Annotated in this window: 20 protein-coding genes; 15 read left to right on the top strand and 5 right to left on the bottom strand. The window is 60.9% G+C overall.

The annotated features are described in order from the left end of the window. The first annotated feature begins 69 nt into the window (after nt 1–69). Nucleotides 70–4,002 carry a dermonecrotic toxin domain-containing protein gene (locus ACP7CJ_RS27240; RefSeq protein ID WP_426102869.1) on the top strand — a complete coding sequence of 1,311 codons (3,933 nt, stop codon included), beginning with the start codon at nt 70–72 and terminating at the stop codon, nt 4,000–4,002. Continuing rightward, nucleotides 3,995–4,291 (top strand): hypothetical protein, encoded by a 297-nt coding sequence (locus tag ACP7CJ_RS27245; protein ID WP_426102867.1) that lies wholly within the window; start codon nt 3,995–3,997, stop codon nt 4,289–4,291. Before ACP7CJ_RS27240 ends, ACP7CJ_RS27245 begins: the two co-directional genes overlap by 8 nt. Nucleotides 4,292–4,368: 77 nt before the next feature. On the opposite strand, the gene ACP7CJ_RS27250 is transcribed toward ACP7CJ_RS27245, so the two are convergent. From ACP7CJ_RS27250 to ACP7CJ_RS27265, 4 genes are all read right to left on the bottom strand, one after another. Continuing rightward, nucleotides 4,369–5,712, bottom strand: coding sequence for an imelysin family protein (locus ACP7CJ_RS27250; RefSeq protein WP_276194583.1), 1,344 nt, complete (start codon nt 5,710–5,712; stop codon nt 4,369–4,371). Nucleotides 5,713–5,839: 127 nt separating this feature from the next. Then, entirely contained in the window at nt 5,840–7,891 is a 2,052-nt protein-coding gene (locus ACP7CJ_RS27255) for a putative bifunctional diguanylate cyclase/phosphodiesterase (protein ID WP_276194582.1), read from the bottom strand. A 557-nt stretch (nt 7,892–8,448) separates the two neighbouring features. Next, entirely contained in the window at nt 8,449–9,045 is a 597-nt protein-coding gene (locus tag ACP7CJ_RS27260) for a superoxide dismutase (protein WP_003212997.1), read from the bottom strand. A gap of 178 nt (nt 9,046–9,223) precedes the next feature. Next, entirely contained in the window at nt 9,224–9,823 is a 600-nt protein-coding gene (locus tag ACP7CJ_RS27265) for a LysE/ArgO family amino acid transporter (protein ID WP_276194579.1), read from the bottom strand. A gap of 100 nt (nt 9,824–9,923) precedes the next feature. On the opposite strand from ACP7CJ_RS27265, the gene ACP7CJ_RS27270 reads away from it, so the two are divergent. The 10 genes from ACP7CJ_RS27270 (at nt 9,924) to ACP7CJ_RS27315 (ending at nt 20,971) form a co-directional block, all read left to right on the top strand. After that, on the top strand, nt 9,924–10,817 hold the full coding sequence (locus ACP7CJ_RS27270) for a LysR family transcriptional regulator ArgP (RefSeq protein ID WP_426102865.1): 894 nt from the start codon (nt 9,924–9,926) through the stop codon (nt 10,815–10,817). Between the two features lie 52 nt (nt 10,818–10,869). Then, nucleotides 10,870–11,868 carry an NAD-dependent epimerase/dehydratase family protein gene (locus tag ACP7CJ_RS27275; protein ID WP_276194577.1) on the top strand — a complete coding sequence of 333 codons (999 nt, stop codon included), beginning with the start codon at nt 10,870–10,872 and terminating at the stop codon, nt 11,866–11,868. A gap of 126 nt (nt 11,869–11,994) precedes the next feature. After that, a complete protein-coding gene (locus ACP7CJ_RS27280; protein ID WP_276194575.1) occupies nt 11,995–12,840 on the top strand; it encodes an ATPase in 846 nt (281 codons plus the stop codon). Between the two features lie 113 nt (nt 12,841–12,953). Further along, entirely contained in the window at nt 12,954–14,213 is a 1,260-nt protein-coding gene (locus ACP7CJ_RS27285) for an AGE family epimerase/isomerase (protein ID WP_276194574.1), read from the top strand. Between the two features lie 104 nt (nt 14,214–14,317). Further along, nucleotides 14,318–15,604: an ABC transporter substrate-binding protein gene (locus tag ACP7CJ_RS27290; RefSeq protein WP_276194573.1), complete on the top strand. Its 1,287-nt coding sequence runs from the start codon at nt 14,318–14,320 to the stop codon at nt 15,602–15,604. Between the two features lie 77 nt (nt 15,605–15,681). Then, entirely contained in the window at nt 15,682–16,590 is a 909-nt protein-coding gene (locus tag ACP7CJ_RS27295; RefSeq protein WP_003175732.1) for a carbohydrate ABC transporter permease, read from the top strand. Continuing rightward, nucleotides 16,583–17,428 carry a carbohydrate ABC transporter permease gene (locus tag ACP7CJ_RS27300; RefSeq protein WP_046382285.1) on the top strand — a complete coding sequence of 282 codons (846 nt, stop codon included), beginning with the start codon at nt 16,583–16,585 and terminating at the stop codon, nt 17,426–17,428. The genes ACP7CJ_RS27295 and ACP7CJ_RS27300 overlap by 8 nt, the downstream gene beginning before the upstream one ends. A 2-nt stretch (nt 17,429–17,430) precedes the next feature. Next, the gene (locus ACP7CJ_RS27305) at nt 17,431–18,591 is read left to right on the top strand and encodes an ABC transporter ATP-binding protein (RefSeq protein WP_426102863.1); all 1,161 of its coding nucleotides are present in this window, start codon (nt 17,431–17,433) and stop codon (nt 18,589–18,591) included. Between the two features lie 84 nt (nt 18,592–18,675). Further along, nucleotides 18,676–20,022, top strand: a complete 1,347-nt coding sequence (locus ACP7CJ_RS27310; RefSeq protein WP_276194570.1) for a carbohydrate porin — start codon at nt 18,676–18,678, stop codon at nt 20,020–20,022. A gap of 103 nt (nt 20,023–20,125) precedes the next feature. Beyond that, nucleotides 20,126–20,971: a D-hexose-6-phosphate mutarotase gene (locus ACP7CJ_RS27315; RefSeq protein WP_426102861.1), complete on the top strand. Its 846-nt coding sequence runs from the start codon at nt 20,126–20,128 to the stop codon at nt 20,969–20,971. A 69-nt stretch (nt 20,972–21,040) separates the two neighbouring features. Here ACP7CJ_RS27315 and ACP7CJ_RS27320 read toward each other — a convergent pair whose 3' ends face one another. Then, a complete protein-coding gene (locus ACP7CJ_RS27320) occupies nt 21,041–21,901 on the bottom strand; it encodes a MurR/RpiR family transcriptional regulator (RefSeq protein WP_253400433.1) in 861 nt (286 codons plus the stop codon). 219 nt (nt 21,902–22,120) lie between these two features. Here ACP7CJ_RS27320 and zwf point away from each other — a divergent pair, with 219 nt between their 5' ends. The 3 genes from zwf to ACP7CJ_RS27335 are packed head-to-tail and all read left to right on the top strand — an operon-like array spanning nt 22,121 to nt 24,970. Beyond that, nucleotides 22,121–23,587, top strand: a complete 1,467-nt coding sequence (gene zwf, locus ACP7CJ_RS27325) for a glucose-6-phosphate dehydrogenase (protein ID WP_247403276.1) — start codon at nt 22,121–22,123, stop codon at nt 23,585–23,587. After that, entirely contained in the window at nt 23,574–24,287 is a 714-nt protein-coding gene (gene pgl / locus ACP7CJ_RS27330) for a 6-phosphogluconolactonase (RefSeq protein ID WP_426102859.1), read from the top strand. Before zwf ends, pgl begins: the two co-directional genes overlap by 14 nt. Before the next feature lie 17 nt (nt 24,288–24,304). Further along, nucleotides 24,305–24,970 carry a bifunctional 4-hydroxy-2-oxoglutarate aldolase/2-dehydro-3-deoxy-phosphogluconate aldolase gene (locus ACP7CJ_RS27335; RefSeq protein ID WP_253398378.1) on the top strand — a complete coding sequence of 222 codons (666 nt, stop codon included), beginning with the start codon at nt 24,305–24,307 and terminating at the stop codon, nt 24,968–24,970. The last annotated feature ends 186 nt before the right edge of the window (nt 24,971–25,156 follow it).

Raw genomic sequence — 25,156 nt, forward strand, 5'->3', positions numbered from 1 at the left:
TATGTAGCGCATGGCTGAAGGGGGGCGCAGGCACGATGGGCCGCTACGTTTCCTATTCGAGAGGCCACCATGCCGTCTGATTCATTCTTACCTGCACCGCTGACTGTCAAAGACACACCGCTACAGGTCGCGTTGCGCGAACAGTTAATGGCGCTCAATCGCCAGCTCGCTGAGCAGTTTCAGTCGCCACCGACGTTCCATTCATGTGTGCAGCATGCGTTCGAGCAAGCGTTCCCGACCTTGACGCCCAGCCTCGATGTGCGTCACGGCTTCATCCGACTGCCCGAGGCAACCATCCCTCCCACGACGTCAGAGGCGCAGCCTTCCACCGATGCCGAGTTGCTGCCCACGCTGTTCGATGCTGTGGTGCAACGTATCGTGGCTAACCAGCCATCGACATATGCGAGTCGCATGGCGACCCTGTTCCGGCTACCGGCGACTGGCGAAGCCCTGTTGCCCTTGAGCGGCATCACCCCGGCCGGGCTGGATAAGTTCCTCGACCGCCTGGCCGGTGGGCTGGGCACTGATTACAGGGCCTTTGTGCAAGCCTACTGGACGCGCGCGCGCAGCCTGACCGATGCGCGCACGCAGAAACAATGGTGGGTGCAAACCCGTATCGAACTGTTGAAAACCGAAGTGGCGCTGCTCGCGTCTGACCGCTTGCTCAGCCCCGCCGACCAGGACCTGTTCGACCTGGTGCTGCGTCACCCGGACGCCCAGGCACGACAGGCACTGCGCACTGACCGGCCGTGTGTCTATGGGGTTGCCCTCAAGGGGGCAATCGGCGCTGCGGATCTGACCTTGCGCGGGGCTTTTATGCTGACGTCCCGGGACCCGGAACACGCCGTGGTGAGGGCGCAGGGGGCGGTCAAACCGGTCCGGGTGCGGCCTGTCGAGCCGAGCATGAACGTCGGCACGGTGTTGCTGTTTCTACCGGACTACGGCCTTGAGGCATTTGATTCCCTGGCCAGCCTGGATCGGGAGCTGCACCGGCGCTTGAACCACCCCGTCGAATTTGCCGCCGTGCTCGATGGACTGGCTGCGGCGGACCAGGCGCAAGGCTTGGCGCGGCATCGGCAGATGAAGAACGCGGGGCAGGTGGTCTACCACGAACAGCTCGATTCGCCGTTCGACGAGAGTGTCGAGTCGCAATGCAGGTTGCTGTTGGATAACTTCACTTCAACCCTTACCCGCTACCAGTCGCTGGGTGAACACGCCGAGATGACTGAGTTACCGCAGGTGTTGGACCGGGTGACAGACCCTGGCCGTTTCTTCAGTGCGCGCGGGGTGTTGTTGGGCCGTGAAATCAAGCGCGGGCAGGCGCACATCAGGACGTTTCTCCATGATGCGTCCCCCGACGATAAAGACGCATGGCGGGTCGCGATAGCGGACTACTGGGACCTGTTGTCGAGCCTGCCGGATGCCGAGGGATTACCGTCGCTGGCGCAATTCGGCGATAAATCAGCCTTGCTGGCCTACGCCAATGCACAGTTGCGCATCCGCCTCAAAGCGGACTATGCGCTGGACATTGACCCAGACGATGTCCTCGTCCATACCAAAGAGCCCTACATTCCTGCGACGATTGTCGTCCCGGGCGCGCCTGCTCCCGCGCCCCGCGAGCCCGGTACGCCGTTGTTTCAGCCTCGAAGCCGCACGCTGACCGCGCTGTCTCTGGAGAATGTCGGCGGGCTGGACTTTAACTTCACGCACTTTTCCAGGCTCAGTGAAAACACCCGCAAAAAGCCTGACGAGGCCTTGCTCCCTGAAGATCTAGAGCCTGCCCCAGTCTACGACGGGCTGACCCTGCAACAGGTCAAGGATCTGGTGCGCACGGTCAACGTCGGACAAGGTTATGAGAGCTTTCTGAAGGACCGTCTCATCACATCGCCGAGTGCTCTGGCGCTGAAACACACCTATGGCCAGGTCATGCTGCGGCAACTGCGACTCGACGCCATCGAGGCCAAGATCAACGGCGATTTTCTGCCGGACCGCCTGGCCCGAGGGTTCAATTGGGTGCGGGCGGCGCTCGACGCTCCCGTCGACAGTGATCGGCGCGAGTACGTCGAAGGGCACCGGATTCTTGTGCAGCACTTGAAACTGCGCGGTCAGCGCGTGCGCGGGGTATTGCTGTTCGGCACGGCTGCGGTCGGGGTCGGCTCGATCGTGGTGTACACCCCTCAGGCGCCGGACGGTCGCGTTTTCCATGAGTACGCCAAAGACCGTTTGATCAGTGACTTCATCATGAACAGCAGTTGGCGCGACTACTTGCTGGCGCGCGTGGAGCGGGTGTTTGAGCCTCAGGTCCGGGCGGTGCTCCGGGGGCGCGGCGACGTGTCGATGGTGAGCATGAGCCGGATTGCCAACAATATCTTCGAGGATGCTTATGAGGTCGAAGCGAACTTCGCGATCAACGACGCCGGGGCGCAATCGAAGAGCACCCAGCAAGTCAATGTCGAAACCGGCCTGAACGTGGCCACGGTGGCCTTCGACGTCCTGTCCATGGTGCTGCCGGTCAAGATCATGTTACCGATCGGCTTGGCGCGCAGCCTGTTCTCGGTGTTCAACGCCGTCGAGGCGCTGGATCTTGGCGACCGCGCCGGTGCCGCGCAGTATTTCGTGCGGTCGATGGGTGAGTTGGTCGGTGCGCTGGTGGACGGCGCGGTCGGGGCCCGCGCCCCGGCGGTGAGCGCCAGGCCCCGCGTGTTGCCGGCGGAGCTGGCGCTGGGGAAAAAGCCCGAGGGCGTGGTGCCGTTGGCCGGATGGGAAGGTAAGGGCGTGCATCACACCGCCTCGAACGCCGCAGGTGCCCAGCGCTACTTCCTCAATGACGGCGGGCATTGGTATTCGATCATCGACGACGGCGACAAAGCCGCCTGGCGCCTCAGGGATGCGCGCAAGCTGACGCAATATCACTACTCGCCGCTTCGGCAAAATGCGTCGGGGCAGTGGGAAATCGGTTCCCATCCGGTAGGCGGACTCAAGGGCGGCAACGCGCCGGAGCGCGCCCTCAGGGATCTCTACCCGCGCCTGGATGACGTCCAGGCCAGGCGAGTGTTTGAGTCGTTCAACTTCCCGGCGGGGCGTGAAATCGAATATCGACTGGCCCTGGTCGAAAACCTGCGACTGAGGCTCTCCACGGCGGCCTTTGAGCCCTATCTGAACGTGCCGGTCCTGCGCTTTCAGTGGCGTCTGGACGGGATCGATCTACCGGACGTGCCGGCTGTGATTACACGGCGGCCATCGCCTGTCGAACCGCCACCGCCGCCGTCACGCGCCCTTGCCCCGGCTCCTGAGGTGACGACCGTGCGTGCCCCAAACGAACAATTCATCGAATGGGGCAGAACCCTCGACCCGGCCGAGCTTGAGGTGGTGGATGCGACACGGGGCATCTATCGGCGGGTTGCAGGCGATCCGCAGTGGCTGGGCCAGGAGTACATCGAGATGGATCGGCGCTATTTCGCAATTTTGCCCAGGGACGCCGCGATGCCCAATAAAGTCTTCATTCGTGATCCTGCGCAACCGGCCAGGTACTTCATGGACTTGGAAAACCTGGTGCGCTCCGGCATCTACAATCAGCCCCGGCAGGCGAGGTTTGCCAGCAGTGACGGGCTGTGGGTCATTGCCAGTGGCGTGGCCTTGAAAAAGCCGATCACGGTCTATGTCCGCGAGGCGTTTGCGCTGTTGACCACCCGCTGCCAGGTGGAGCTTGCCCAGATCCTGTTCAATCGGGCCAACCCGGGGGGGGCTGACCCAATTGGGCCAGCGTTCGCTGATACGCACCTTGCGGGACTGGCAGTTATGGCTGCCCACGGCGCAAGCGCGACTGGCCGATCCGTTTTCGTTACTTCCACCCGCCCGCACACTCAGCGACGGCAGTTGGCAGCTACCGAACGCGCCGGGGCATTATCGCCGTCTGGACTTTCGTCCGGAGCCCGTTGCAGTGCCGCTGTTCAACGCGCTCCCGCCTGGCGCCGACGGCCGCTTGAGAACCTTGATGAGTGAGGTGGTAACCCGCTGTCGCTACGGCGTACTGGGCGGTTATGACTTTCCCGGAGAGTTGCTGTTCAGGCGCCCTGGCGATGTCAGGCTGTACTGGCTGAGACTGCGCCGCGTGGTCGGGGATCGAATCGCCACAGATGTCCAGGTTGCGCCCTACAAGAGCTTGATGGATGAGCCGACGCGCAGACTGGTCACGCAGGCTGAGGTCAGTCATAACCTGGTGCCGCTGATGGGCGGCATTCAATTGACGGCGCCCGCCGCGTCACCGCAGATTTTTATCATTCGGGTGTGATGCCTTCGACTGCCGATGTAAAAAAATGCCCCGAGCAGGTCGGGGCATTCTTAATGGCGCTTAGGTGTCAGCCGTGATCAGAACTCGTGATCAGCGTTATCCGGGTTCAGGTCGCTGATCCCCAGCTTCCCCGCAGCCGCTTCGATCGAGCCGGTCTGCTTGACCAGTGCGGCGATGGCATCGCGCACGATCTGGTTGCCCGCGTCGTTACCCGCGGCGATCAACTGGTCGTAGTGCTCACCCTTGTTGGCGTGGTCAACCATGACCTGGAGCTTCGCTTCGGTCGCCGCCAGGTCCGCTTTCAACGCGGCGTCGGCAGCCGGGTCGGCCTTGGCCACCAGGGACGACAGGCTGGCGCCGGTCATTTTGCTGCCGTCAGCGCGGGTGTATTCGCCCAGGTAGACGTTGCGGATGCCCTTGGCGTCGTAGAAGTGCGAGTTATGGGTGTTGTCGCTGAAGCAATCCTGCTCGTCTTCCGGCGAGTTGGCTTCCAGGGAAACCTTCATGCGCTCACCGGCCAATTCGCCGAGGGACAGGCTGCCCATGCCGAACAGCATTTTGCGCAGGCCATCGGTGGCCGGTTCGGCCTCCAGGGTGGCGCGGTAGTTGTCTTCGACGTTGGGCTTCCAGTTGCCGACCATTTCTTCCAGGTCGCTGACCAGCAATTGGGTCACGGCGCGCAGATACGTGCGGCGGCGCTCGTTGTGGCCGCCGGTTGCACCGTCACCGGTCAGGTAGTCCGACGCAGGACGGTTGCCGGCGCCCGGGCCGGTGCCGTTCAGGTCCTGGCCCCACAGCAGGAACTCGATGGCGTGGTAGCCGGTGGCGACGTTGGCTTCGGACCCGCCCAGCTCATTGAGGCTGGCGAGTTTTTCCGGGGTGATGTCCTTGACATCGACCTTGTCTTCGCCGACCTGGATCTCGGTGTTGGCGATGATGTTGGCCGTGGCGCCTGGGTTACCCAAGGCGTGCTCGTAGGATTTGTCGGTGTAGTCGATCAGGCCTTCGTCCAGGGGCCAGGCGTTCACTTGGCCTTCCCAGTCGTCGATGATGGTGTTGCCGAAGCGGAACACTTCGCTCTGCAGGTACGGCACGCGGGCGGCGACCCAGGCGGTGCGGGCGGCTTTGAGGGTCTCGTCGTTCGGATTGGCGAGGAAGGTGTCGACCGCAGTTTGCAGGGTTTTCGCCGTGGATTCGGCATCGCTGTACACCGCAAACACCATGTCAGCGTAATGCGCGACCACGGCCTTCGCGGCGGCTTCGTCGACCTGACCGGCGGAAGTGGCAGCCGCTGGCGCGGCAGTGCTGGTGGCCGGGGTCGGCGCCTGGGGCGCGGCGGCCTTGTCTTTACCTTCGCCGCAACCGGCGAGAGAAATGGCAATGGCCAACAGACTGGCGGTGGCCAGGGGCATACGAATCATGGTGAACATCCTGCTTCGGTTGTTGATGGGGCGCGTGGGCGCGCGCAAAACTGCAACATAATGCGAAGGATTTGCATTCTGTGTAAAGGGGTAATGCGCGGTAAATATGAAGTCTCGTTTTATCGTTTCAGAGAATCGCCGCGTTATTGCGCTCGGCCTGCTTCAAATACGCCGCCAATTCCCGAGCCTGCAACGGTTTGCTGTAGTGGTAGCCCTGACCCTCGTGGCATCCCTCGGAGATGATGTAAGCCTCCTGTTCTGCGGTTTCCACACCTTCGGCGATCACCTGCATGCCCAGGCTTTTACCCAATTGGATAATCGCCCGCACGATGGTGGCGTCGTCGTCATCATCGAGTAGGTCCTGCACGAAGCTCTTGTCGATCTTGATCTTGTCCAGCGGCAGGCTTTTCAGATAGCTCAGCGATGAATAGCCGGTGCCGAAGTCATCGATGGCGATCAGCGCCCCGGAGCGGCGCAGGCTCAGCAGGTGTTGCGCGGCGGTGCTGATGTCTTCCATCAGGCCGGTTTCTGTCACTTCCAGTTCCAGGCTGCGCGGCGGCAAGCGATAGATCTGCATCAGGTTATTCACCACCCGCGGCAATTCGGTGTGGTGCAGTTGCACGGTGGACAGGTTGACGGCCATGCGCAAGTCGGTGAAGCCCTGGTCATGCCATTCGCGCAATTGGCGGCAGGCCTGGTCGAGCACCCATTCACCAATCGCAATGATGGTGCCGTTCTGCTCCGCCAGGGGGATAAACAAGTCCGGCGGTACCAGGCCGTGTTCCGGGTGCTGCCAACGAATCAGCGCCTCGACGCCGACCACGCGGTGGTCGCGGTAGCTGATCTGCGGCTGGTACACCAGGTAAAACTGGTTGCGGCTCAAGGCGTCGCGTAGGTCTTTTTCCAGTTCGCGGCGTCGGCGCATTTCGCTGTCGACGCTGGCGATATAGAACTGGTAACGGTTGCGCGAGCGGCTCTTGGCCAGCGTCATGGTCTGTTCGGCTTTTTGCAGCAGTTTTTCGGTGCTGTCGCCGTCTTCCGGGAACAAGGTAATGCCGATGGTGGCGCGCAGGCGAATCTGCTCACTGTCGAGGGCAAACTCCGCTTCCAGGTCATCGAGGATGCTTTGCGCCAGCTCGGCGGCTTCGTAGGGCTGGTCGATATCGGCCTGCACCAGGGCGAACTGGTCGCCGCCGAGGCGGGCGAGGGCGCCGAGGCGGCCACTGTGGGCGCGCAGGCGATCAGCCAGGGCCAGCAGCAGTTTGTCACCGGCCTGGTAGGTGAACTGCTCGTTGACGCTTTTGAAGTCATCCAGGCCCACGCACAACACTGCCACGCGACGTTGCCGGCGGCCGGCGTCGATCAGGATCTTGTCCAGTTGCTCCTGCAGTTTCTGGCGGTTCGGCAGGCCGGTGAGAAAATCGTACTGGGCCATGCGCAGCAGGCTGGATTCAGCTTTGTGGCGCAGATGGGTGTTGCGTTCGATGGATTCGAGCAACTGGTTGGCTGTGTTGATCCACAGCCCCAGCTCATTGCGCTCGTGGCCCTTGATCTGGGGGATCTTGTGCTCGCTGGGGCGGTCGGGGTTGATCGACGTCAGGTGCTCGATAATCCGCGACAGCGGCTTGGTCAGCAGCCAGTGATACACCAGGTACAGCACCAGGCCCATGGCCAATGCGCGCAGCACGCCGGAAATAAAGATGATCACCGAGCTGACAATAAAACTCTTGCCGTAGGTGGCCGTGTCGAGGGTGATGCTCAGGTCGCCGTAATACTCGCTATAGGGGCCTTTGCCGACCAGGGCGGTGGTGAACGTGCGTTCCTGGCCGAGAATCAGGTCGGTCAACCAGCGGCTGGAGGATTGCTGCAAGGCGCGGCTTCTTTGCGCGAGCATGGTTTCGTTGGGATGGCCGATGGAGGCCATGCGCACCGCGCCGTCCTGAAACAGGCCTTCGATCACCTGCATGCCCATCTCGCGGTCCAGGCTGTAGACGGCCTGGGTCGAGGGGTCGCGGAACATGTCGAGGATGCGCTGGGCATCATCGGCCACGGCCTGGCGCGTCTTGTAGGCATCGAAAACGATCTGCGCCACGCTCAGCGCCACGCCCACGATCAATGCCGAGAGCAGCACAACCCGTAGCAACTTCACCGACAAGCTGTTTTTGAGTTCCAGCTTCAAAGGGGCATTCCTTGTCTCATGCGGGTGGCCTTCAATATGCCATGAGTATTGGCAATCTGGTGATGGCAGTCAAAGGAACATTGCGCGGCCATGCTCTATGACGTCATGGTTGGCCAGTCTGTTGCAGGTGGGGCTGTCAGGCGGGGAGGAATTCAGGTGATGGCGGACCGGTTTTGTTCCGCCACCTTTTACGCGCACCCGTCAGGGAGGGGGGGATGTCTTCTCAATCAGAATTTGATTTGCTGCTGTTGATTCGTTGCGTTTGCGCCAGCACTCGTTGCGTTACTTAGAAGGTCTTTTGCGACACCCATGGCCATACTGGCGGCTTGCTCTGCCAACGGCAGTAACACCGGGGCGAGTGCTGAGGCTGCTGCTCCTAATCCTGCTGCGCCTGCGATCATAAGTTAATTCTCCGACATTGAATGAAAGGGACATTCCTCTCACTGCCTGGGTGGCAATTTCCGAGTAGTTGGTTCCGTCATGCCCGGCTGGCGCCGCCGTCGAACGCACACAAAAAAGCCCGGCAATCGCCGGGCTCTTTTTACTGCAAGCGTTGCTTAGGCAGTGAAGGTCTTGCCTTCGAACTGCTCAGCCACGAACTTCCAGTTGACCAGGTTCCAGAACGCTTCCACATACTTTGGACGCACGTTGCGGTAGTCGATGTAGTAAGCGTGTTCCCAGACGTCGCAGGTCAGCAGCGGGGTGTCGCCGCTGGTCAGCGGGTTGCCGGCGCCGATGGTGCTGGCCAGGGCCAGGGAACCGTCAGCCTTTTTCACCAGCCAGCCCCAACCGGAACCGAAGGTGCCGACGGACGTCTTGGTGAATTCTTCCTTGAACTTGTCGAACGAACCGAACGCAGCGTTGATGGCTTCAGCCAGCGCGCCGGTCGGTTGACCGCCGGCGTTTGGCGCCAGGCAGTTCCAGTAGAAGGTGTGGTTCCAGACCTGAGCGGCGTTGTTGAAGATACCGCCCGAAGAAGATTTGACGATTTCTTCCAGGGTCTTGCCTTCGAACTCGGTGCCAGGCACCAGGTTGTTCAGGTTCACGACATAGGTGTTGTGATGCTTGTCGTGGTGGTATTCCAAGGTTTCCTTGGAAATGTGCGGCTGCAGGGCATCGTGTGCGTAGGGCAGCGGCGGCAATTCGAAAGCCATGATGATTCTCCTAATCAGGTCAGTTGCGGTGAGCGCAAGGCCGATCACGGGCGGCCAAACAAGCGCCGGGGAGTTTGTACTCTTTGCGGCGCAGGGTCCGGATCATAGCACCGGGGGTGTGGCAAAACCACGCAACAACTGTGTGGGATAGAGGTTCCAGAGCGTTTTGGAATATTCATTACGCGCTGATCAATTGATAGGCCACGCTGAACATCATCGCCGCCACCAAAAGGTCGAGTAGACGCCATGTCGTCGGACGTGCGAGCCACGGGGCCAGCCAGGCGGCGCCCAGCGCCAGCGTGGCGAACCACAGGAACGAAGCGCTGGCCGCGCCGGCTACGTAGGCGCCGGGTTCGGTCTGTTGGGCGCCCAGCGAGCCAATCAGCAGCACCGTATCCAAGTAAACGTGGGGGTTGAGCAGCGTGACCGCCAACGCGCTGAGCAACACGGCGCGCAATGAGCGCACCTTGTGGGTGTCGCCCTGGTCCAGGCTCTGTTTCGAACAGGCCCGCCGCAGCGCGCACGCGCCGTACCACAGCAGGAACGCGGCGCCGCCCCAGCGGGCAATCCCCAGCAGAATCGGGCTTTGCGCCAGTACCGTCGCCAGTCCGAATACCCCGGCGGCCACCAGCAGCGCGTCGCAGACGACACACAGGGCCGCCACCGGCAGGTGGTGTTCACGACGCAGGCTTTGCGCCAGCACAAAGGCATTCTGCGTGCCGATGGCCATGATCAGCCCCAAGGCGACCAGCAGGCCGTTCATATAGCTTTGCCACATAGTTGAAGATCCTTGCTCAGGCCGAAACGATGCTGGCTATCTTCCCTGGCATGACTGTATAAGAAAAACAAATATTGCTGATCGCCCATTAGAGAAACTGATGTTCGACTATAAATTGCTCTCCGCCCTGGCAGCGGTGGTGGAACAAGCCGGCTTCGAGCGCGGCGCCCAGGTGCTGGGGGTGTCGCAATCGGCGATCTCCCAGCGTATCAAGCTGCTGGAGGCTCGGATCGGCCAGCCGGTGCTGGTGCGGGCCACACCGCCGACGCCCACCGATATCGGCCGGCGTCTGCTCAACCATGTGCAACAGGTACGGCTGCTGGAGCGCGACTTGCAAAGCCAGGTGCCGGCGCTGGATGAAAAAGGCATGCCCGAACGCCTGCGTATCGCATTGAATGCCGACAGCCTCGCCACGTGGTGGGCCGAGGCCGTCAGCGACTTTTGCGCCGAGCAGCATTTGCTGCTGGACCTGGTGGTAGAAGACCAGACCGTCGGCCTCAAGCGCATGCGTGCCGGTGAAGTGGCGGCCTGTATCTGCGCCAGTGAACGCCCGGTGGCCGGTGCGCGCAGCCTGTTGCTGGGCGCGATGCGCTATCGGGCGCTGGCGAGCCCGGCGTTTATCGCGCGGCACTTCCCCAGCGGTGTGCGCGCCGATCAACTGGCGCGCACGCCGGCCTTGGTATTTGGCCCGGACGATTTCCTGCAACACCGCTACCTGGCCGCGCTCGGGGTGGACGGCGGTTTCGAGCACCATTTGTGCCCCTCGTCCGAAGGGTTTATCCGCTTGGCGGAAGCCGGGCTCGGTTGGGGCCTGGTGCCTGAACTGCAGGTCAGCGACCAATTGCAAAGGGGCATATTGGTCGAGTTATTGCCAGATAAGCCCATCGATGTGCCGCTGTACTGGCATCATTGGCGCAGTGGCGGGCAACTGTTGGGTTTGTTGACTGACCATCTGGCTCAGGCCTGTGGTCAATGGTTGGTGCCGTTGGACTGATGGCGGGCGTCAAGGCAACAGCGATGAAAAACGAAAGAACACGGAGTAACACATGAAGATTCTGGTCACCGGCGCAAGCGGCTTCATCGGCGGGCGCTTTGCGCGTTTCGCCCTGGAGCAGGGCCTGGACGTGCGGGTTAACGGGCGGCGCGCCGAAGGTGTGGAGCACCTGGTACGGCGCGGTGCCGAGTTTATCCAGGGTGATTTGAATGATGCCGACCTGGTGCGCGAGCTGTGCCGCGACGTCGAAGCCGTGGTGCATTGCGCCGGCGCCGTCGGGCTGTGGGCGCGCGCTCAGGACTTCCATCAGGGCAATGTGCTGGTGACCGAAAACGTCGTCGAAGCCTGCCTCAAACAACGGGTTGGGCGCCTGGTTCACTTGTCGTCGCCGTCGATCTACTTCGATGGGCGCGACCACCTTGGGCTGACCGAGGACCAAGTGCCCAAGCGCTTCAAGCATCCCTATGCCGCCACCAAGTACCTGGCCGAGCAAAAGGTCTTCGGTGCCCAGGAATTCGGTCTCGAAGTCCTGGCCCTGCGTCCGCGTTTTGTCACGGGCGCTGGTGACATGGGCATCTTCCCGCGCCTGCTGAAAATGCAGCGCAAGAACCGCCTGGCCATCGTCGGAGACGGCCTGAACAAGGTCGATTTCACCAGCGTACACAACCTTAATGAAGCGCTGCTCAGCAGTTTGCTCGCCACCGGTTCGGCGTTGGGCAAAGCCTACAACATCAGTAACGGCACCCCGGTGCCGGTGTGGGATGTGGTGAACTACGTGATGCGCCAGATGGATTTGCCTCAGGTCACGCGGTATCGGTCCTACGGTTTGTCCTACAGCGTCGCGGCGTTGAACGAAGCATTCTGCGCGATGTGGCCCGGGCGCCCGGAACCGGCGTTATCGCGTCTGGGCATGCAGGTGATGAACAAAGATTTCACCCTCGACATCAGTCGCGCGAGGCATTATCTCGACTATGAGCCCAAGGTCAGCCTGTGGACGGCGCTCGACGAGTTCTGCCACTGGTGGAAGGCTCAGGAACCGGGGCTGAAGTAAGCTCACAAGCGGCAACACATCGGGAACCGAATTCAGCGTTCCGGGTCGATCAGTGCGGCGCGACAGCGGTTTATACTCCCGTCGCCCGGCTTTCCAGGTAGCCATTTCACGATTCAGGGTTGATTCATGCGCAACGATGCCAACGACGATTTCGACAATGTTCCCAGCCTGCGGGCCGACACCTTGGACGATGATGATTTCGTGCCGACCGCCGCCACCTCCGTGCGCTCGCGGAACACCCCCGTGGTCAAGGTCAAAAGCGCCAGTACCGGCCCGCTGTGGGCCTTGGTCGGCGCGCTGCTGATCGCCTTTGCCGGCCTGGCCTGGTGGAGCTTCCAGCAGATTTCCCTGATGGGCCAGCAACTGGTTGCCACCCAGGAAAGTTTTGCACGCATCAGCGAAGAAGCGGCAGGGCGCCTGCAGGATATTTCCGGCAAGTTCGTCGCCAGTGAAGCCAGTGTGAACAACGGCAGCGAAGCGCTGAAACTGCAGATCAGGCAGCTGGAAACCCAGTTGCTGGAGCAGGGCAAGCAGCAAGTCGGCGTGGCCGGCCAGGCCACCGAGCTGGACAAGCGCCTGGCCCAAATGACCGCCGGCACCACCGACCTGTCCAACGCCAACGCCAAGTTGCAAGGCCAGGTGCAAGCGTTGACCGACGCTGTGGCCGGCCTCAAGGCGGCGCAAGGGGAGGCCGCCAAGCGCGATAGCGAGATCAGGGATCTGGTCGCTGACGTGGCTGCCTTGAAGAAACAGGGCAGCCCGAGCGCCGCCATCGCCCGTCTTGAACAAGACATGGTGGTGCTAAAGAGCGCGCAGGACAACCAGCCGGCCAATAGCGACGCGCCGACCAATAAAGAGTTCGACGTGTTCCGCATTCAGACCACCCGCAATATCACCACCTTGCAGAGTCAGGTGCAGAACCTGAACCAGCGCCTCAATTCGCCGGCCGCAGCCTCGCCCATCGGCCAGTAAAGGTCTTGGGGAATGTCACCATCTGGTGACATTTTCCTTGTCCTTCGTTACATGCCCTCATGACGCCCTTGTTTAGACTCCGGTCATCCCGCCAAAAATAATAAGGGCCTGCCATGACTACCCAACCACAGCCTGCCGGCAGTTGGCTGAACGCACCCGCCCATCATGCCTGGCTCGCCAGCGAAGGCCAGCGCCTGCTGTCATTCGCCAAGGCCTCGCGCCTGGCCGACGGTTTCGGCAACCTCGACGATAAAGGCCAGTTGCCGGCTAATGCGGTTGCCGAAACCATGAACACCGCGCGCATGACCCATAGCTTCGCCATGGCCCACGCGATGGGGCTGCCGGGGTATGCCGAGCTGGTCGAGCACGGGGTTGCCGCCCTCAGCGGCCCGCTACGCGATAACACGCACGGTGGCTGGTTCGCCGCGCCCCACGCCGTGGATGGCAATACCGGCAAGGCTGCCTACCTGCACGCCTTTGTCGCCCTGGCCGCCAGCTCTGCAGTGGTTGCTGGCGCACCCGGCGCACAAGCCCTGTTGAACCAGGCCATCCAGATGATCGAGCAGTTTTTCTGGAGCGAGGAGGAGGGCGTCATGCTCGAATCCTTTGCCCAAGACTGGAGCGGTCTCGAAGCCTATCGCGGCGCCAACAGCAACATGCACGCGACGGAAGCGTTCCTGGCTCTGGCCGATGTCACCGCTGACACACGCTGGCTGGACCGCGCGCTGCGCATCGTCGAGCGCGTGATCCACACCCACGCTGCCAGCAACCGGTTCATGGTGATCGAGCATTTCGACACCCAGTGGACACCCTTGTTCGGTTACAACGAAGACAACCCCGCCGACGGCTTCCGCCCCTATGGCATCACCCCAGGCCACGGTTTCGAGTGGGCGCGGTTGGTGTTGCACCTGGAGGCTGCACGCCTGCAAGCCGGGCTGGCCACGCCGGACTGGCTGGTGACCGACGCCAAGGGCCTGTTCGCCAGCGCCTGTGACTACGCCTGGGCCGTGGATGGCGCCCCCGGCATCGTTTACACCCTGGACTGGAACCAGCGCCCAGTGGTGCGTGAACGCCTGCACTGGACCCACGCCGAAGCCAGCGCCGCCGCGCAGGCCCTGTTAAAACGCACCTTCGATCCACATTACGAAACCTGGTATCGGCGTTTCTGGGAGTTTTGCGACGCCCATTTCATCGACCGTATCCACGGCAGTTGGCATCACGAACTCAGCCCACAGAACCAACCCAGCAGCAAGATCTGGGGCGGCAAACCGGACCTGTACCACGCCTGGCAAGCGGTCTTGCTGCCGACGCTACCCTTGGCGCCCAGCATGGCCAGTGCATTGGGTCGCGGGTGCTATGTCACCGAGTTGTGACATTTGTGCGTCCCTTTGTTACCTGCGCTTGAAAAATCCCTGTTTAAACTCCGTGCAGCGCAAGCTCTAGACTTGCATGCATAACAACAAGAAAAGGTACTCAGATGAACGCGATTAATCGCCTCGCCGTCGCTATTTCCATTGCCTCGTTGTTTCCCCTCAGTGCATTTGCCGCCGACTCGAAAGGCACGGTTGAAGTTGTGCATTGGTGGACCTCGGGCGGTGAAAAAGCGGCTGTAGATGTCCTGAAGGCCCAAGTTGAAAAAGACGGCTTCACCTGGAAAGACGGTGCTGTCGCAGGTGGCGGTGGCGCCACGGCCATGACCGTGCTGAAAAGCCGCGCGGTTGCCGGCAACCCACCCGGCGTAGCCCAGATCAAAGGCCCGGACATCCAGGAATGGGCGTCAACCGGCCTGCTCGACACCGACGTCCTCAAAGACGTCGCCAAAGAAGAAAAATGGGACTCCCTGCTCGATAAGAAAGTCTCCGACACCGTGAAGTACGAAGGTGACTACGTCGCCGTACCGGTCAACATCCACCGCGTGAACTGGCTGTGGATCAACCCGCAAGTCTTCAAGAAAGCCGGTATCACCAAGAACCCAACCACCCTCGAAGAATTCTACGCCGCCGGAGACAAACTGAAGGCCGCCGGCTTCATTGCGCTCGCCCACGGTGGCCAGCCGTGGCAGGACAGCACGGTGTTCGAAGCGGTCGTTCTCTCGGTGATGGGTGCCGATGGCTACAAGAAAGCCATGGTTGACCTGGACAACGGCGCGTTGACCGGTCCGCAAATGGTCAAGGCGCTGACCGAGCTGAAGAAAGTCGCGACCTACATGGACGTCGATGGCAAAGGCCAGGACTGGAACCTCGAAGCCGGCAAAGTCATCAACGGCAAGGCTGGCATGCAGATCATGGGTGACTGGGCCAAGTCCGAGTGGACCGCCGCGAAGAAAGTCGCCGGCAAAGACTACGAGTGCGTAGCCTTCCCGGGCACTGAAAAAGCCTTCACCTACAACATCGACTCCCTGGCGGTGTTCAAGCAGAAAGACAAAGGCACTGCGGCCGGTCAGCAGGACATCGCCAAAGTCGTGCTGGGTGAGAACTTCCAGAAGGTGTTCAGCATCAACAAGGGTTCGATCCCTGTGCGTAACGACATGCTGAACAAAATGGAATCCTACGGTTTCGACTCCTGCGCCCAGACTGCGGCCAAAGACTTCCTGGCCGACGCCAAGACCGGCGGCCTGCAGCCAAGCATGGCGCACAACATGGCCACCACTCTGGCCGTGCAAGGCGCGTTCTTTGATGTCGTGACCAACTACATCAACGACCCGAAAGCCGACCCGGCCGATACCGCCAAGAAACTTGGCGCTGCGATCAAGTCTGCCAAGTAACGGTTGACCGGGTGGGGGAGCCCTGGCCCCCGCCCGGCATGTTCCTGTAGTCCTTTTCCCTTGTATTGGATTTCCCCATGAGTTCTGTTGCTGTGTTCAGCAAAGCCTCGCCGTTCGATGCACTGCAGCGCTGGCTACCCAAACTGGTGCTGGCGCCGAGCATGTTCATCGTGTTGGTGGGCTTCTACGGCTACATCCTGTGGACGTTCGTGCTGTCGTTCACCACGTCGACGTTCCTGCCCAGCTACAAATGGGCGGGCCTTGCGCAGTACGAGCGGTTGTTCGACAACGACCGCTGGTGGGTGGCGAGCAAGAACCTGGCGCTGTTCGGCGGGATGTTCATCGGTATCACCTTGGTGATCGGCGTGACGCTGGCGATTTTCCTCGACCAGAAAATCCGCCGCGAAGGCTTTATCCGCACCATTTACCTGTACCCGATGGCGCTCTCGATGATCGTCACCGGTACGGCCTGGAAATGGCTGCTAAACCCAGGCATGGGCCTGGACAAACTTCTGCGGGACTGGGGCTGGGAAGGCTTCCGTCTCGACTGGCTGATCGACCCGGATCGCGTGGTCTATTGCTTGGTGATTGCTGCCGTGTGGCAAGCCTCCGGCTTCATCATGGCGATGTTCCTGGCCGGCCTGCGGGGTGTGGATCAATCGATCATTCGTGCCGCGCAGATCGACGGCGCGAGCCTGCCGCGCATCTACTGGAGCGTGGTGCTGCCAAGCCTGCGTCCGGTGTTCTTCAGTGCGGTGATGATCCTGGCGCACATCGCGATCAAGAGCTTCGACCTGGTGGCGGCGATGACCGCTGGAGGTCCTGGCTACTCGTCCGACCTGCCGGCGATGTTCATGTACTCGTTCACTTTCAGCCGTGGCCAGATGGGCATGGGCTCGGCCAGTGCAATCCTGATGCTCGGTGCGATCCTCGCGATCATCGTGCCGTACCTGTACTCCGAGCTGAGGACCAAGCGTAATGACTAGTCTTGCCGCAAAACCTGCCATCAGCCTGAGCCGCATCGCAATCTACGCGGTGCTGATCCTCGCGGTGCTGCTGTACCTGGTGCCGCTGGTGGTGATGTTGCTCACCAGCTTCAAGACCCCGGAAGACATCAGCACCGGCAACCTGTTGAGCTGGCCGACCGTGGTCACCGGCATCGGCTGGGTCAAGGCCTGGGCAACGGTGGATGGCTACTTCTGGAACTCGATCAAGATCACCGTGCCGGCCGTGCTGATTTCCACCGCCATCGGTGCGTTGAACGGCTATGTGCTGTCGTTCTGGCGCTTCCGTGGTTCGCAACTGTTCTTCGGTTTGCTGTTGTTCGGCTGCTTCCTGCCGTTCCAGACCGTGTTGCTGCCGGCCTCGTTCACGCTGGGCAAAATGGGCCTGGCGAGCACCACCACCGGCCTGGTGTTTATCCATGTGGTCTACGGCCTGGCGTTCACTACGCTGTTTTTCCGTAACTACTACGTGAGCATTCCGGATGCGCTGATCAAGGCGGCGCGCCTGGACGGTGCAGGTTTCTTCACCATCTTCCGCCTGATCATCCTGCCGATGTCGACGCCGATCATCATGGTCTGCCTGATCTGGCAGTTCACCCAGATCTGGAACGACTTCCTGTTCGGCGTGGTGTTCTCCAGCGGCGACTCGCAGCCCATCACGGTGGCGCTGAACAACCTGGTCAACACCAGCACCGGGGCCAAGGAATATAACGTGGATATGGCGGCGGCGATGATCGCCGGGCTGCCGACCCTGCTGGTCTATGTGATCGCAGGCAAGTATTTCGTGCGCGGCCTCACGGCCGGCGCGGTCAAGGGGTAATCATGGCTACGCTTGAACTTCGCAATGTAAACAAGACCTATGGCGCCGGCCTGCCCGACACCTTGAAGAACATCGAACTGTCGATCAAGGAAGGCGAGTTCCTGATCCTGGTCGGCCCGTCGGGGTGCGGCAAGTCCACGCTGATGAACTGCATCGCGGGCCTTGAGACCATCACCGGTGGCGCGATCATGATCGGCGACCAGGACGTCAGCGGCATGAGCCCCAAGGATCGCGACATCGCCATGGTGTTCCAGTCCTACGCGCTGTACCCGACCATGAGCGTGCGTGAAAACATCGAGTTCGGCCTGAAGATTCGCAAGATGCCTCAAGCCGATATCGACGCCGAAGTGGCGCGGGTGGCCAAGCTGTTGCAGATCGAACACTTGCTCAACCGCAAACCGGGCCAACTCTCCGGCGGTCAGCAACAACGGGTGGCCATGGGCCGCGCCCTGGCGCGTCGGCCGAAGATCTACCTGTTCGACGAACCGCTGTCCAACCTCGATGCCAAGCTGCGCGTCGAGATGCGTACCGAAATGAAACTGATGCACCAGCGTCTGAAAACCACCACCGTCTACGTCACCCACGACCAGATCGAAGCGATGACCCTGGGTGACAAAGTGGCGGTGATGAAGGACGGCATCATCCAGCAGTTCGGCACGCCGAAAGAGATCTACAACGACCCGGCCAACCTGTTTGTGGCGAGTTTTATCGGTTCGCCGCCGATGAACTTCATCCCCCTGCGCCTGCAACGCAAGGATGGTCGCCTGGTGGCCCTGCTCGACAGCGGCCAGGCCCGTTGCGAGCTGCCGCTGAGCATGAGCAATGCCGGCCTGGAAGACCGTGACGTGATCCTCGGCCTGCGCCCGGAGCAAATCGTGCTGGCGACGGGTGAGGGCAACGGTTCGTCGAGCATTCGTGCCAAAGTCCAGGTCACCGAGCCGACCGGCCCGGACACCCTGGTGTTCGTGCAGCTCAATGACACCAAGGTCTGCTGCCGCCTGGCGCCCGATCTGGCACCGCAGGTGGGCGAGACCCTGACCCTGCAATTCGATCCGGCCAAGGTGCTGCTGTTCGACGCCAACACCGGCGAGCGCCTGGGCACTGCCGCGTCTTTGCCCACCCAGGACCGTGCCGACAACGTGGCTCAGTTCAAGGGTCGATGAAAATATAAGCTGTTGTTTTTGAAAGAAAAAGTGAACCGCGTTAGATAAAAACAGTTTAATAACAATAAAGACGAGGATGTAGGGATGAAAAAGCAACACAACAACACTCGGCTGATCTGCCAACTGTCAGCAGCGGCAGCCCTGGTCTTGTCCGCCAATGCGATGGCGGCCGATGCGTTCAGCGCCGATTCCAAGTGGATGACCGGCGATTGGGGCGGCGAGCGGACCAAGCTGATCGAGCAAGGTATCGACATCAAGGCTGACTACGTTGGGGAAGTCGGTGGCAACCTGAGCGGCGGCTACAACCACGACAAAACGGCGCGTTACGCTGACCAGTTCGGTCTGGGCGTGGCACTGGACCTGCAAAAACTGTGGGGCTGGGATAACACCCAGGCGAAGATCCAGTTGACCAACCGTAATGGCCAGAACATCTCCAACGACCGTGTCGGTGATCCGCGTGCCGGCACCTTGAGCTCGTCTCAAGAAGTGTACGGCCGTGGCCACATGGTGCGTCTGACCCAGTTCTGGATTCAGCACCAGATGTTCGACAACAAGCTGGACGTGAAGCTCGGTTACTTCGGTGAAGGCGAAGACTTCAACACCTTCCCGTGCGACTTCCAGAACCTGTCGTTCTGCGGCTCCCAAGTCGGTAACTACGTCAGCTCCTGGTACAACTGGCCGGTCGCCCAGGCCGCTATCCGCGTGAAGTACAACATCACGCCTGAGCTGTATGCGCAGATCGGTGCGTACAACCAGAACCCGTCGCAGTTGGAGCACGGTAACGGTTTCAAACTCAGCGGCAGTGGCACCAAGGGCACCGTGATCCCGGTGGAATTGGTCTGGTCGCCGAAGGTCAATAACCTGCCGGGCGAATACCGTGTGGGTTACTACAAAAGCGCCGCCGATGCTGCCGATGTACGTGAAGACGTCGACGGTAACGATGCGGCCACCACTGGCAAAGCTTACCGCACCCACAGCAGCAAAAAAGGCTACTGGTTCGTTGCGCAGCAGCAACTCACTACCCACAACGGCGACGCTTCCCGCGGCCTGAACATTGCGGCCAACGCCACGTTCCACGACAAGGACACCAACACCGTCGATAACTACCAGTCGATTATGTTGGTGTACAAAGGGCCTTTCGACGCGCGTCCAAAAGACGATGTGGGGATTGGTGCCGCTCGTCTGCACGTTAACGATGACGTGAAGAAAAACGCCGAACTGCTCAACATCGCCAATGGCGTGAGCGACTACGACAACCCGCTGTACGCGCCGCTGCGCAGCACCGAGTACAACTACGAAATCAACTACGGTTTCCACGTCACCAACTGGCTGACCGTGCGTCCCAACCTGCAATACGTTGTCCACCCGGGCGGCGTGGATAAAGTCGACAACGCCTTGGTAGCCGGTCTGAAAATTCAGTCGGTGTTCTAACGCTGTTGCGATAAGCTCTTCCTCTCTGTGCGCATTTTGCGGATAGCCATGGCTATCCGCTTTTTTTTGGGTTGCACTGTGAAGATATTCAGGACCGTGTCACATGCATGAGCATCCACTGCAACGCTTTTTCAAATCCCTGCGCGAGCGTCCGGTATTCGCCTGGGAGCGCTTCCAGGTGCGTGACGTGTTGGTGATCGACCATCCGCTCTGCCAGGCGGTATTCAGCCGGCAGGGCGCGCAATTGCTGCATTTTCAGCCTCGTGGGCAGAAACCCTGGTTGTGGTGCGCGGCCAAGTGGCCGCAAGTCGGCGCTATTCGTGGCGGCGTGCCGGTGTGCTGGCCGTGGTATGGCCGGCATCCCAGCGAAAATGCGTGGCCGTCCCATGGTTGGGCGCGGCTGATCGACTGGAAACTGCTCGACAGCAGCACCGACGACAACGGCGTGCGCCTGCACTGGCAGTTGCAGTTGTGCGACTGGCAGGTGGACTTGCACGCGCACCTGGGCGAAACCCTGGAACTGCGCTTGAGTACCGAGCATCAGGATGAGCTGCCATGCCAACTGAGCCATGCATTGCACGCTTACTGGCGTATTGGCAACGTCGGTGAGATAGCGCTGTCTGGGCTTGACGGCGTGCAAGGGTATGACCAGCTCAATCGCCAGGCTTGCCAGCAGGAAGGCGAACTGCGCGTGGAGGGCGGGTGTCAGCGGGTGTTCCAGCATGAGGGCGAGTTACAGCTCAAGGACCACGCCTGGCAGCGCGAGTTGTGCATCGACACCGGTGACAGCGCCGACACCGTGGTGTGGCACCCGGGCAGTCGGCCGCTGTTGGGCGTCAGTTTTAATGAGGCGTCGGGGTTTGTGTGCGTGGAGTCGGCAATGGCCGGGGCCAGTCTGGCGCCGGGGGAGAGGGCGCATTTGAGTTTGCAGGCCCGGGCTGGGGTTTAGCGCTGTTGCTATACCGTCTTCGCGGGCTTGCTCGCGAAGAGGCCGGGACTGCTGGAGGCATTGTCTGCCTCAGTTGAACTCATCTCCAACCGGATACCGGCTGTCATTCAAGCTCTCTTTGATCTTGCGCAGATGCGGCTGGAAATCCACGCCACGGCGCAACGTCATGCCGGTTGCCAGTACATCCAGCACCGTCAGCTGGATGATCCGCGAGGTCATCGGCATATAGATGTCGGTGTCTTCCGGCAGCGGAATGTTCAGGCTCACGGTGCTGACCTTGGCCAGCGGTGAGTTCTCGGCGGTCACGCCCAGCACCGATGCGCCGTTTTCCCGGGCGATACGCGCCACTTCCACCAGTTCGCGGGTACGCCCAGTGTAGGAGATGATCACGAACAGCTCGCCGGTGTGGGCCACCGAGGCAATCATGCGTTGCATCAGCACGTCGGCATGGGCAGTCACCGACAGGTTGAAGCGGAAAAACTTGTGCAACGCATCCATGGCCACCGGTGCCGACGCGCCGAGGCCGAAGAAGTGGATCTGGCGCGCCTGGATCAACAGGTCCACGGCCTTGCTGATCAGGTTCGGGTCGAGGGCCTGGCAGGCGCTGTCCAAAGAGGCAATGGCGCTGCCGAAGATCTTCTGGGTGTAGGCCTCGGGGTTATCATCGGCCTCCACTGCGCGACTGACATACGCCGCACCGCTGGCCAGGCTTTGCGCCAGCTGCAATTTAAGTTCAGGGTAACCGCTGACACCAAACGAGCGGCAGAAACGGTTGACCGTCGGTTCACTGACCGAGGCGGCTTGGGCGAGGGCTGCGATCGAGAAGCGGGTCGCCTGCTGTGGGTTGAGCAGGATGACCTCGGCGACTTTTTTCTCAGCTTTGTTCAATTCTTCGAGGCGGTTCCGGATCTGTTCCAGAAGATTTCGCACGCGGTCCATACAGTCTTTCCTTGGGGCGACGATGCAAATAAAGGGCGGTCATCAATCGACGAGTGGCTCTTTGCGGTGGCCTATCCTACTGAGGGTAGCTGAACACCACCACTCGGAATGCGTATTTCGGGAAAATGTTGTGGTTATTACTACATTTTTCCTTGAGTGATGCCTTGAAAAAAGGTATTTGTAGCTTAACTTGATAAAAGAACAAACATCATGCCTTCGATAACCGTAGAACCCTGCACCTTTGCCCTGTTTGGCGCGTTGGGTGATCTGGCGCTGCGCAAGTTATTTCCTGCCCTCTATCAACTCGATGGCGCCGGGCTCTTGCACGACGACACGCGCATCCTGGCCCTGGCCCGTGAAGCCGGTTCCGAGCAACAGCACCTGGCGCATATTGAAACAGAACTGCGCAACTACGTCGGCAAGGAACTGGACGAGGCTATCGCCCAGCGTTTCCTGGCGCGCCTGACGTATGTTCACGTCGATTTCATGAATGCGGATGACTACGTGGTCCTGGCTGAAAAAGCCGGCACCGCGCAACGCCTGATTGCCTACTTCGCCACGCCTGCGGCGGTGTACGGGGCGATCTGCGAAAACCTGTCCAAGGTCGGCCTGGCGGACAATACCCGCGTGGTGCTGGAAAAACCCATCGGCTCGGACCTGGAATCTTCGCGCAAGGTCAACGACGCCGTCGCGCAGTTTTTTCCGGAAAACCGCACGTACCGCATCGACCATTACCTGGGCAAAGAAACCGTCCAGAACCTGATCGCCCTGCGTTTCGCCAACAGCCTGTTCGAGACCCAGTGGAACCAGAACTACATTTCCCACGTGGAAATCACCGTGGCCGAGCAGGTCGGCATCGAAGGCCGCTGGGGTTACTTCGACAAGGCCGGGCAACTGCGGGACATGATCCAGAATCACCTGCTGCAACTGCTTTGCCTGATCGCCATGGACCCGCCGGCCGACCTGTCCGCCGACAGCATCCGTGACGAGAAGGTCAAGGTGCTCAAGGCCCTGGCGCCGATCAGCCCGGATGGCCTGACCACCCAAGTGGTACGCGGCCAGTACATCGCCGGCTACAGCGCCGGCAAGCCGGTGCCGGGTTACCTGGAAGAAGAGAATTCCAACACTCAGAGCGATACCGAAACCTTCGTCGCCCTGCGTGCCGATATCCGCAACTGGCGCTGGGCCGGCGTGCCGTTCTACCTGCGCACCGGCAAGCGCATGCCGCAAAAATTGTCGCAGATCGTCATCCACTTCAAGGAACCGTCCCACTACATCTTCGCCCCCGAGCAGCGCCTGCAGATCAGCAACAAACTGATCATCCGCCTGCAACCGGACGAAGGTATTTCCTTGCGCGTGATGACCAAGGAGCAGGGCCTGGACAAGGGCATGCAACTGCGCAGCGGGCCACTGCAACTGAATTTTTCCGACACTTATCGCAGCGCACGGATTCCCGATGCCTACGAGCGGTTGTTGCTGGAAGTGATGCGCGGCAATCAGAACCTGTTTGTTCGCAAAGATGAAATCGAAGCCGCGTGGAAGTGGTGTGACCAGTTGATCGCCGGGTGGAAAAAATCCGGTGATGCGCCCAAGCCGTATGCGGCGGGTTCCTGGGGGCCGATGAGCTCCATTGCACTGATCACGCGGGATGGGAGGTCGTGGTATGGCGATATCTGAATTGAAACTGCCTCAGGGCGTCACTGCCCATGAGTACCGTTCGCCTGCGTTGCTGGCGGATGGCCTGGCCAATGACGTGGCCGAGCAACTGCGCGCGGCCATCAGTGCTCGTGGCGAAGCGACCCTGGTGGTGTCCGGTGGCCGCAGCCCCGTGGCGTTTTTCCAGAACCTGGCCAAGCAGGGCCTGGACTGGTCCAAGGTCACCATCAGCCTGGCCGACGAGCGCTGGGTGCCGGTGGAACACGCCGACAGCAATGCCGGCCTGTTGAAGAAATACCTGTTGCAAGGTCCGGCAGCCAAGGCCAAATTCCTCAGCCTGTACAGCGCCGCTGCCAATCTTGAAGACGCCGCCGAGCAGGCCGATCGCCTGCTGGCCGAACTGCCGGCTATTGATGTGCTGGTACTGGGGATGGGCGACGACGGCCACACCGCGTCGCTGTTTCCCAACAGCCCGAACCTGAGCGAGGCCCTGCAGGCCGACGGTACCCGCCGTTGCTGGCCGATGCTGGCGCCGACCGTGCCGCGCCAGCGCCTGACCATGAGTCGCGCGCTGCTGGCCACGGCGAATTACACCGTACTGTCGATCTCCGGCAGTTCGAAATTGACCACCTTGAGCGCCGCGCTGGCCAGTGACGACGTTGCTGCCATGCCGATTCGCGCGTTTTTGCAACCTACATTAGAGATTTACTGGTGCCCATGAGCCAAGGATCAGCCGCGATGAAAAGCCCTCAATCGACCGTGTCCATGGCGGATAAAGTTGCCCTGATCGACAGTCTCTGCGCCAAGGCGCGGATACTGCCAGTGATCACCATCGCCCGCGAACAGGACATCTTGCCGCTGGCCGACGCCCTGGCAGCCGGTGGTTTGACCGCGTTGGAAGTGACCCTGCGTTCCGAGTTCGGCCTCAAGGCCATTCAGGTCCTGCGCGAGCAGCGTCCGGAGTTGTGTACCGGCGCTGGCACCGTGCTCGATCGCCATATGCTCGAAGCGGCCACCGTTGCCGGCTCGCAATTTATTGTCACCCCCGGCATTACCCGCGACCTGCTTGAAGCCTCGGTACACAGCCCGATCCCGCTGCTGCCGGGTATCAGCAACGCCTCCGGCATCATGGAAGGCTATGGCCTGGGTTATCGCCGCTTCAAGCTGTTCCCGGCGGAAGTCAGCGGTGGCGTCGCAGCCATCAAAGCCCTGGGCGGCCCGTTTGGCGAAGTGAAATTCTGCCCGACCGGCGGCGTTAGCCCGGCTAATATCAAGAGCTACATGGCGTTGAAAAACGTGATGTGCGTGGGCGGTAGCTGGATGCTCGACCCCGAGTGGGTCAAGAACGGCGACTGGGCACGTATCCAGGAAGTCACCGCTGAGGCGCTGGCACTGCTGGACTGAACTGATTTATCGAATCGTTGTTGCTGTGCTTAACGGCATTTTTTGCGGTGCGCTTGGTCGGTGTGCCGCTTTTTTTTGGTTCTTCACGGAATCTCGGGAAACACAGAAACAAGAACGCCGATTTGGTTGATGATGTTCGTGCGAGCAAACACATCTAACAAACCGGCGTTCTTATGCGAGATATTA

The sequence above is a fragment of the Pseudomonas sp. PSPC3-2 genome (assembly GCF_049897085.1).
GTDB lineage: Bacteria > Pseudomonadota > Gammaproteobacteria > Pseudomonadales > Pseudomonadaceae > Aquipseudomonas > Aquipseudomonas paraveronii.

Bases quoted from the DNA above. Each gene is read 5' to 3' on its own strand.
- ACP7CJ_RS27295 (WP_003175732.1), top strand. From the start codon at position 15,682: ATGAGTTCTGTTGCTGTGTTCAGCAAAGCCTCGCCGTTCGATGCACTG.
- ACP7CJ_RS27280 (WP_276194575.1), top strand. From the start codon at position 11,995: ATGCGCAACGATGCCAACGACGATTTCGACAATGTTCCCAGCCTGCGG.
- ACP7CJ_RS27315 (WP_426102861.1), top strand. From the start codon at position 20,126: ATGCATGAGCATCCACTGCAACGCTTTTTCAAATCCCTGCGCGAGCGT.
- ACP7CJ_RS27270 (WP_426102865.1), top strand. From the start codon at position 9,924: ATGTTCGACTATAAATTGCTCTCCGCCCTGGCAGCGGTGGTGGAACAA.
- ACP7CJ_RS27245 (WP_426102867.1), top strand. From the start codon at position 3,995: ATGAGTGAGGTGGTAACCCGCTGTCGCTACGGCGTACTGGGCGGTTAT.
- ACP7CJ_RS27275 (WP_276194577.1), top strand. From the start codon at position 10,870: ATGAAGATTCTGGTCACCGGCGCAAGCGGCTTCATCGGCGGGCGCTTT.
- ACP7CJ_RS27285 (WP_276194574.1), top strand. From the start codon at position 12,954: ATGACTACCCAACCACAGCCTGCCGGCAGTTGGCTGAACGCACCCGCC.
- ACP7CJ_RS27265 (WP_276194579.1), bottom strand. From the start codon at position 9,823: ATGTGGCAAAGCTATATGAACGGCCTGCTGGTCGCCTTGGGGCTGATC.
- ACP7CJ_RS27310 (WP_276194570.1), top strand. From the start codon at position 18,676: ATGAAAAAGCAACACAACAACACTCGGCTGATCTGCCAACTGTCAGCA.
- ACP7CJ_RS27335 (WP_253398378.1), top strand. From the start codon at position 24,305: ATGAAAAGCCCTCAATCGACCGTGTCCATGGCGGATAAAGTTGCCCTG.
- ACP7CJ_RS27240 (WP_426102869.1), top strand. From the start codon at position 70: ATGCCGTCTGATTCATTCTTACCTGCACCGCTGACTGTCAAAGACACA.
- ACP7CJ_RS27250 (WP_276194583.1), bottom strand. From the start codon at position 5,712: ATGATTCGTATGCCCCTGGCCACCGCCAGTCTGTTGGCCATTGCCATT.
- ACP7CJ_RS27260 (WP_003212997.1), bottom strand. From the start codon at position 9,045: ATGGCTTTCGAATTGCCGCCGCTGCCCTACGCACACGATGCCCTGCAG.
- ACP7CJ_RS27305 (WP_426102863.1), top strand. From the start codon at position 17,431: ATGGCTACGCTTGAACTTCGCAATGTAAACAAGACCTATGGCGCCGGC.
- ACP7CJ_RS27300 (WP_046382285.1), top strand. From the start codon at position 16,583: ATGACTAGTCTTGCCGCAAAACCTGCCATCAGCCTGAGCCGCATCGCA.
- ACP7CJ_RS27290 (WP_276194573.1), top strand. From the start codon at position 14,318: ATGAACGCGATTAATCGCCTCGCCGTCGCTATTTCCATTGCCTCGTTG.
- zwf (WP_247403276.1), top strand. From the start codon at position 22,121: ATGCCTTCGATAACCGTAGAACCCTGCACCTTTGCCCTGTTTGGCGCG.
- pgl (WP_426102859.1), top strand. From the start codon at position 23,574: ATGGCGATATCTGAATTGAAACTGCCTCAGGGCGTCACTGCCCATGAG.